This window comes from Collimonas sp. NPDC087041 (assembly GCF_044745265.1).
Classification (GTDB): domain Bacteria; phylum Pseudomonadota; class Gammaproteobacteria; order Burkholderiales; family Burkholderiaceae_D; genus Collimonas.
This window is the reverse complement of record NZ_JBIUZX010000020.1, coordinates 1525-2622: the sequence shown is the minus strand read 5'-3', so window position 1 is coordinate 2622 and position 1098 is coordinate 1525. Positions and strand designations below refer to the sequence as shown.

General features: G+C 54.6%; 1 pseudogene. It reads left to right on the top strand.

The annotated features are described in order from the left end of the window. Positions 1 to 1098, top strand: a pseudogene (locus tag ACIPF8_RS23685) (cell surface protein); the annotation flags it as partial.

The window sequence follows — 1098 nt, the reverse complement described above, 5'->3', positions numbered from 1 at the left end:
CGACTTCGACTTCGACCGGCTTGAGTACAGCCACCAGCGGTATCACTTCACTGTCGACTGGCCTGAGCACAGCAACTAGTGGCATCACTTCGTTGTCGACCGGCTTGAGTACAACCGATAGCAATGTCGCGTCGTTGTCGACCTCGACATCGACTGGTCTGAGCACAGCTACTAGCGGTATCACTTCGCTGTCAACTGGCTTGAGCACGACCAACAGCAACGTGACTTCGCTGTCGACCGGCCTGAGCACAACCAACAGCAACGTCACTTCGTTGTCCACTTCGGTTTCGACTGGCATCACATCGCTGTCGACCGGTTTGAGCACGACGAATAGCAATGTGACATCGCTGTCGACTGGCTTGAGTACAACCAACAATAACGTGACCTCGTTGTCGACCTCGACATCGACTGGTCTGAGCACAGCCACTAGCGGTATCACTTCGCTGTCAACTGGCTTGAGCACGACCAACAGCAACGTGACTTCGCTGTCAACCGGCCTGAGCACAACCAACAGTAACGTCACTTCGCTGTCGACATCGGCTTCGACAGGTATCACTTCGTTGTCAACTGGCTTGAGCACAACAGATAGCAACGTGGCTTCTCTGTCGACTGGGCTGAGCACGACGAATAGCAATGTGACCTCGTTGTCGACTGGTCTGAGTACAACCGATAGCAATGTCGCGTCGTTGTCGACTTCGACTTCAACCGGTTTGAGCACAGCAACCAGTGGTATCACTTCGCTGTCAACTGGCTTGAGCACGACCAACAGCAACGTGACATCGCTGTCGACAGGCCTGAGTACAACCGATAGCAATGTCGCGTCGTTGTCGACCTCAACTTCGACTGGCTTGAGTACAGCCACCAGCGGTATCACTTCGTTGTCGACCGGCTTGAGCACGACCAACAGCAACGTGACTTCGCTGTCGACCGGCCTGAGCACAACCAACAGCAACGTGACTTCGTTGTCGACTGGCCTGAGCACAACCAACAGCAACGTGACTTCGTTGTCGACCTCAACTTCGACTGGCTTGAGTACAGCCACCAGCGGTATCACTTCGTTGTCGACCGGCTTGAGCACGACCAACAGCAACGTGACGT